This window comes from Cypionkella sp. (assembly GCF_028290025.1).
In the GTDB taxonomy this organism is placed as follows: domain Bacteria; phylum Pseudomonadota; class Alphaproteobacteria; order Rhodobacterales; family Rhodobacteraceae; genus Cypionkella.
Genome location: NZ_JAQGKQ010000024.1, coordinates 21,822 through 27,821 on the forward strand (window position 1 = coordinate 21,822; position 6,000 = coordinate 27,821).

Sequence of the window (6,000 nt, forward strand, 5' to 3'; positions counted from 1 at the left end):
TTGGCTCCGCTGCACAAGTGCGCTGCGGCCGGTCGAGCCAGAAAAAGTTCGACGACAGTCGCGTTTCCTCCACCGTTCAGCATTTGCCAATCTTGGTGTTGGTGTGTGGCGACTATTCAAAGCGGCCCGTCGGCGGTTTCCGATCAAACGGCGGCAGTGGGCCGTTAACCCCAGCTTTCGGAGGTGCTTTGCTAAGTGATCATCGACGCAGCGGCTGGAAGGTAGCTGGATTAGGGGGCTGGTCCTGCCGTAAGATCGTCACTGAATTGGCGGATTTTTCAGGAGGCATCAGCCGACGCGGCCAGCTTTTTTTCGAGTTGCGGTTTGGTCGTTCGAGGATTGTAGGTTCTTTGCCGTAACGCGTGCGGACCAGAGCTCTGTGTAGCGCCGGGCGCTGCGAGGCAGCGGGGCAGGGGAGGCGCAAGCTGGCCTGGCTGGTCGACAGAGGTGGTTTTATCGCCGTTGGTGCCTGTCCTGTCTCTCCTTATGGACCTTCAAAACCGCCTTGATCTCCGTTGTGTTTCTGTCCCAGCCCGCGTTCAGTGGCCTCTGCTGATGGGCTGATCTGCCCGAAGGACGTCTTCGCCTCGACCACTTCGGCGCAACAGCGTCGTCACAACTTTCTTCCCCTGTCGGCAACAAGTACCGTCATTCCTCGCGGGACAAGAAAGTTGCTCCTGTGCTGTCCAGCCCCCGCGAGGGGGGTGCGCCAGCGGTCGCCTCCGGGCTGTCGATCGCCATCGAGGCCGCAAGCACGCGGGCTCGAGACAGCAAAACGGAGAAAGAGCATGGCAACCATCGGCACCTTCAAGAAAACCGGCAATGACTACACCGGCGAAATCTTCACCCTCAGCCTTCAAGCCAAGGGTGTGCGCCTCGTCCCCGACCTGCGCGCCTCGGGCGAGAACGCCCCCAGCCAACGGGTTCTGGTCGGCCGCGCCGAGATCGGCGCCCCCTGGACGAAGATATCGAACGAGTGCCGCGAATACCTGGGCCTGAAGCTGGACGATCCGAGCTTCGCGGCACCAACTACGCCAATCTCTTCGATGACGAAGACGGCGAGGGCTCGAGCCTCATCTGGTCCCGCCCCAACACCCGCCGCGGCGACTGATCGCCAAATCTCGGCCCCGGTCGAAAGACCGGGGCCGAGATTTCAACCCAAGTTTACGCTATCTGCACCCTCCGGCGATCTGCGTTTGGGCCGCGACACTCGCCCGAGCGCCATGCGCTATGCAGCCTGCATCATTGGCGCGAACCTAGCTGGCTTCGTCGGCAAGTGCCGCACAGCGCGCGCGAACAAGTCCCATGATCTGGCCTTGGACAGCGCTTGCCGCCTCGGACTTTGCCGCGAAGCCCGGCAGTCTAACTGTCTCAACAGCATTCGTGAGGTTGTTCGTCACCTCGGCAATTGCCGCCTCTGCGACACCCTGAGGAACGCCGATAGTGCGTGCCAATGTCAGAAAATTCCCGCGCGTCAGCCGGTCATCTTTGCCATTGAGCTTAAGTGCCATGCGGTCGCCGGCGAGGCCGGGGAAGACGCGCGTCGTGACCGCGTCATAAAGTGGCGCGAAACGGACCGAAGTGAAGGACTTCGCGTCGGCGTCCGCGATCTTCAGCAGGGCCAGGTTCTTGAGGTGCATATCTCCGTCGGCGATAAGCCAGGCGAAGACCGCGCGACGGAAGAGGATCTCCAGGTCAGCGCTCGGGTCTGTCGACAGGGGCCGCAGACCTCGTGCCATACGTTCTATCGTTCCGTCGTATTTCGCCGAGGCGGGAAGATCGAGGACGGAACAGAAATCTTCCAACGCCAGCCTGTGCCGATCCTCCGGTCCGCGGCGAATGTCGAAACGCTCTACGATCAGCGCAGGCGCCATGCCGTCTGGCATGACTGTCAGTGCAACGTCCGGCACATTGAAGCCCGCCGCGCGACCAAGTTCCAGGCAAAGCCATTCGACGACTGGAAGCATCTCGAAGCCGGCCGTTCCTGCGGGCTTCAGGATATGCGTGAAGGGGAGGTCAATCGCCGGCGAGAGAGTACCGTCCTTCGCGAGGTACATAGGGGCCTTGATCTGAACGCCCGAAAGACGCGGCGTCTCAGCGCGCGCGTAGATCTTCGCAAGGTTCTGCTCAAAGCTCTCTTCGATCGCACCGCGCGCCGGGCCCTCGTAGCGACCCTTGAACTGTCCCGCTTCGGCGAAGCCGCTCAGCACATATGCTAGAATATCCTGGGGCAGGTTCATTCCGTTGTCACCCGCCGAAACCACCGTGATATTCGACATATAACGATGCCCGCGACGCAGTGCCTCGCGGTCATCGCGCTCATGCAGCACCTGGGCGAGCCAGCCTTCCGGCAGCAACGACTCAATGAAGGCCGGGAGCTTCCCCGGTGTGGTTTCGCGGACAATCGTCGGTCCCGCGCGCCGGGCCGGTTTCCAGCGCCATTCGAAGCCGTCATGGGTCAAGCGCCCAAGCGGCTCGTCGTGCCAGGCAACCAGCAGATCAAGCGCCGCCTTGTTCGTCGAGGGCTTGGGTGCCCCAAGCTGCGCCAGGAGATAGCGCTCGGCGCCTTCGCCCTCGCGATACCAGTTGTTCTCGCGCGCTAAAGCCCAGATTGCATCTGCGGCCGCATTGGGTGTGCCATGCTCTTCGACCAGGCGTGCGGCCATTTGCGCCCGCATTTCGCTTGTGATGGCACTAGCGTGCTCGCTCCGCAGGCGGAAGGATTCGAGAAAGCGCTGTCGAGGGGAAGAGACTGAAATTCGCAGTTCGCCCAGATCATCGCCCACGATTGCCGTTGCTGTCGAAGGGTGCGGGGGCGCTTCGTTCTGCACAATCTCCAGGCTGCGCAGTCGGGTGCGCTGGTTACGTCGGCCGCTGATGAACAGCCGGCCATCCGGCGTGGGCGCTAATAGGGCTGCACTGGCTGACGACAAATAGGCATTGGGATAGAGGTAATGGGCGATGCGGATCGCATGATCCAAGACGGCCGCGTCTGCATCTATGCCGTCATCAACGTAGACGCCTCGAAACAGTTGGATAATCTCACCCGCCTGCGCGAGCTGGTGGGCGCGTTTGGCATCAAGCGTTTCGCCGACCATGTGGATCGCCATAGGATTATCTCGCATTTCAGATGCGTGAAAATTCCACAATCTGGAGTACAACGCAAGAATTATCTCGCATCTCACATGCGCGATAATGCTGGTCGCTGGAAGGTAGGGCGATGGCGGCGCTTGGCTCGATTTGGACGTTTATCTGCATGAAGGTGGCCGCGTCACCGAGTGGACTCAAAACGCAATGCAAGGTGCTTGGGTCGGCCTGATGGACCCATCGGGTCGCGAGGCTCCAGAAGCCGCTTGGGTCCCCTGTTTGGCGATGAAACTGCAATACCCGCAATGGCGCGGATGCTGGCAGCCCTGCCTGCTGAAACCCACGGCAATGCCTATCTCCTACTGGATACCTTAGAAGACCAGCAAATGCTGGCGCATCCCAGCGGCCCAATCTGCACTGCCTAACCCGCGCAACTGGCGGCGACCTGATAGCTGCATTGCGCGCACAAACCCTGCCTGACAGCAATCGCTTCATCTGGTTTGGCGGCGAAAGCGCCCAAGCCGCCGCCGCCCGCGCATTCCTGAAATCCGAGCATACGCTGCTGCGCAATGAAACCAGCGTTTCCGGCTATTGGACGCATCCGTGACTGCTTCAGCCGATAGCCCAACCTAACCACGCCCCCCGCAACCGCGTTCATGCGCGCCGCACCATGCCAGCACCAAACGCCAGCAGCCCTCTCATCCGCCCGCAGCACTCTGCCGGGCCGCTTCTGGAGTATGCTTAATGACCCGCACGACAGGCTCGCTTGACTGAAATTGGCGGCAGAGCCGTTCATTCCACCCGTGTCGACGCGGACCAGAACATGGCCCGGTTCTACGAGATGTCGGTGCAGCCAACGTTTTTCGGCGAAGCGACCGTCTTTCGCAACTGGGGACGCATCGGAACCCGGGGGCAGCAGATGATGGTGACCTACGCAGAGGCAAACGAAGCAGCCGCGGTGGTCGCCAAACTGCAGGTCAGAAACAACGGCGTGGCTACCGATAATAGGTTAGGCATTCGCGACACAACCCGCCGCGTATCACGCTTGAGTTTTGGCCGTTGTCGCTCGGTTCCCATGTGCTTAGTTCACAGCGATGCTTGCGGTGCATGGCAGCGCAGTGAGGGGACGGGAGTGCATACTGTAGCACATGCAGACAGCTCGCGACATCAAAGGGCGCTGAAGCAAGGAACTCATTTTAAAGTGCCGAGTTTGCATGCATCGACGAAAAAGGACAGCAATGACCCGCCCAGTGCCTATCTCAGTCGAGGCGGTAAGGCTAGTTGAACTCGCGATGGCCGGGCCGCTGCTCTACGTCGCTGAGGACGATGCACGCGCGGAGGCGCTCGGCCGGTTTCTAATTGCGGTCCTGCCCCGCATCGAAGTTGAGGTATTCCCCGCTTGGGATTGCTTGCCCTACGATCTGGCATCACCGTCGCCGTCGGTGATGGGTCGCCGCATGGCGGTGCTTCAGCGGCTTGACCATGAAGGGGTTCGCGGCGTTGTTGTGGGCAGTGCTGCGGCGGTAATCCAGCGCATACCTCCGCCAAGAGCGGAGGGGAATTATGAGATCAGGGTCGGGCAAGAGTTAGACGCCGACGCGCTTGGCCTGTATTTGCGCCGTGCGGGCTACGTTTCCGATGTGCGGGTGGACGAGCCCGGCGAAGCGGCCTTTCGTGGCGGGGTGGTCGAGGTTTACCCCGCTGACCCCGACATGCCCCATCGCATCGAAATGGACGGAACGCTGGTAACGGCAATACGCCGATATGACCCTGCCTCGCAGCGGTCGGTGGACGAGGTTGAGGCCTTTTCGATCGCGCCGGTATCGGAGTTGCCTCCGGATCAATGCGAGCAAGCCAAACCGGGAGCTGAGCACCGGTTGGCGGACGCATGGGGAGAGCGGCTTCGCACGCTTTTTGACGCCTGCAAAGGCGCAAATTTGGTGATTTCGTCGGTTGCCCAGGCGTCCACAAAGGACTTGATGGCGCAAATCCGCGAGGCCGGGGACGAATGCCGCCGACAAGGTCGGTCCGTCCCGGAAGCTCAGACCCTATACGTCATAGACAACTGGCCGTCCCGCGACGTCGATCTCCCAGCGCCCTTCGAACCGGTGCCCGACTTCGCCACTGGGCCGCGACCTCTGGTGCGGCTGACGGCCTTTTTGCGTGGTGAACGCCAAGCGGGGCGTCGTGTCATATTGGTCGCGGAGACTGCGCGCGATCTCGATCGACTTTCGACTGCGGCAAAACGGGCACTGGGCGAGACGGTCGGAAAGGCGGCAGACTGGGACGCCGTGCTGGCGAGTGATGGAATGGTGTCGATCTTGGCACCGCTCGAGGCGGGATACATAGACCATGAGCGCAAGATTTCGGTGATCACGGCGGCTGACCTGTTCGGCAGTCGCGTCACCCAGGCCGTGAACGCTCGGGGCCCGGGCGCGCCGCTAGAAATCGTGGCACCCGAATTCCATTTGGGCGACCGGGTCGTGCATATGGAGCACGGCGTGGCGAGCCTTGAGGGACTGGAGGAGATCGAGGGCAGCGAGGTCCTGAGGCTCGTCTACGATCAGGGGCAGACTTTGATGGTGCCGGCAGCGGAGGCCGGGGTGATTTGGCGATACGGTTCGGCGGATAGTGGGGTGGCGCTTGACCGGATCGGCACTGGACGCTGGAGACAGCGCCGCGAAAAAATCGCAGCAGCCATGGCGGAAACGGCGCGGGCACTGATTTCGGCGACCGAGGAAAGGCGCGCCATAACCACTTCGGAGCTCACGCCGACTCAGGATGCATACGAGCGTTTGGCTATGCGGTTCTCCTACCGGTTGACGCCGGATCAGGCGCAGGCGGTGCGCGATGTGCTGGCGGACCTAGCGTCTGGCACCCCGATGGACCGGCTTGTCGTGGGTGATGTAGGCT

General features: G+C 61.7%; 5 protein-coding genes and 1 pseudogene. 5 read left to right on the forward strand and 1 reads right to left on the reverse strand.

Annotated features, from left to right (window positions below; all coding sequences use genetic code 11):
- Positions 1–788 precede the first annotated feature (788 nt).
- Positions 789–1,111 (forward strand): annotated as a pseudogene (locus tag JWS10_RS03270) (DUF736 domain-containing protein).
- Positions 1,112–1,256: 145 nt separating this feature from the next.
- Here JWS10_RS03270 and JWS10_RS03275 read toward each other — a convergent pair.
- A complete protein-coding gene (locus JWS10_RS03275; RefSeq protein ID WP_299504723.1) occupies positions 1,257–3,110 on the reverse strand; it encodes a type II toxin-antitoxin system HipA family toxin in 1,854 nt (617 codons plus the stop codon).
- A 243-nt stretch (positions 3,111–3,353) separates the two neighbouring features.
- On the opposite strand from JWS10_RS03275, the gene JWS10_RS03280 reads away from it, so the two are divergent.
- The 4 genes from JWS10_RS03280 to JWS10_RS03295 all read left to right on the forward strand — a co-directional run.
- Entirely contained in the window at positions 3,354–3,512 is a 159-nt protein-coding gene (locus tag JWS10_RS03280; RefSeq protein WP_299504725.1) for an SIP domain-containing protein, read from the forward strand.
- A complete protein-coding gene (locus JWS10_RS03285) occupies positions 3,500–3,694 on the forward strand; it encodes an SIP domain-containing protein (RefSeq protein WP_299504731.1) in 195 nt (64 codons plus the stop codon). The genes JWS10_RS03280 and JWS10_RS03285 overlap by 13 nt, the downstream gene beginning before the upstream one ends.
- 216 nt (positions 3,695–3,910) lie before the next feature.
- Positions 3,911–4,372 carry a WGR domain-containing protein gene (locus JWS10_RS03290; RefSeq protein WP_299504727.1) on the forward strand — a complete coding sequence of 154 codons (462 nt, stop codon included), beginning with the start codon at positions 3,911–3,913 and terminating at the stop codon, positions 4,370–4,372.
- Positions 4,326–6,000: CarD family transcriptional regulator (locus JWS10_RS03295; protein WP_299504729.1), on the forward strand; the 1,675-nt coding region annotated here is incomplete at its 3' end. The genes JWS10_RS03290 and JWS10_RS03295, both read left to right, overlap by 47 nt.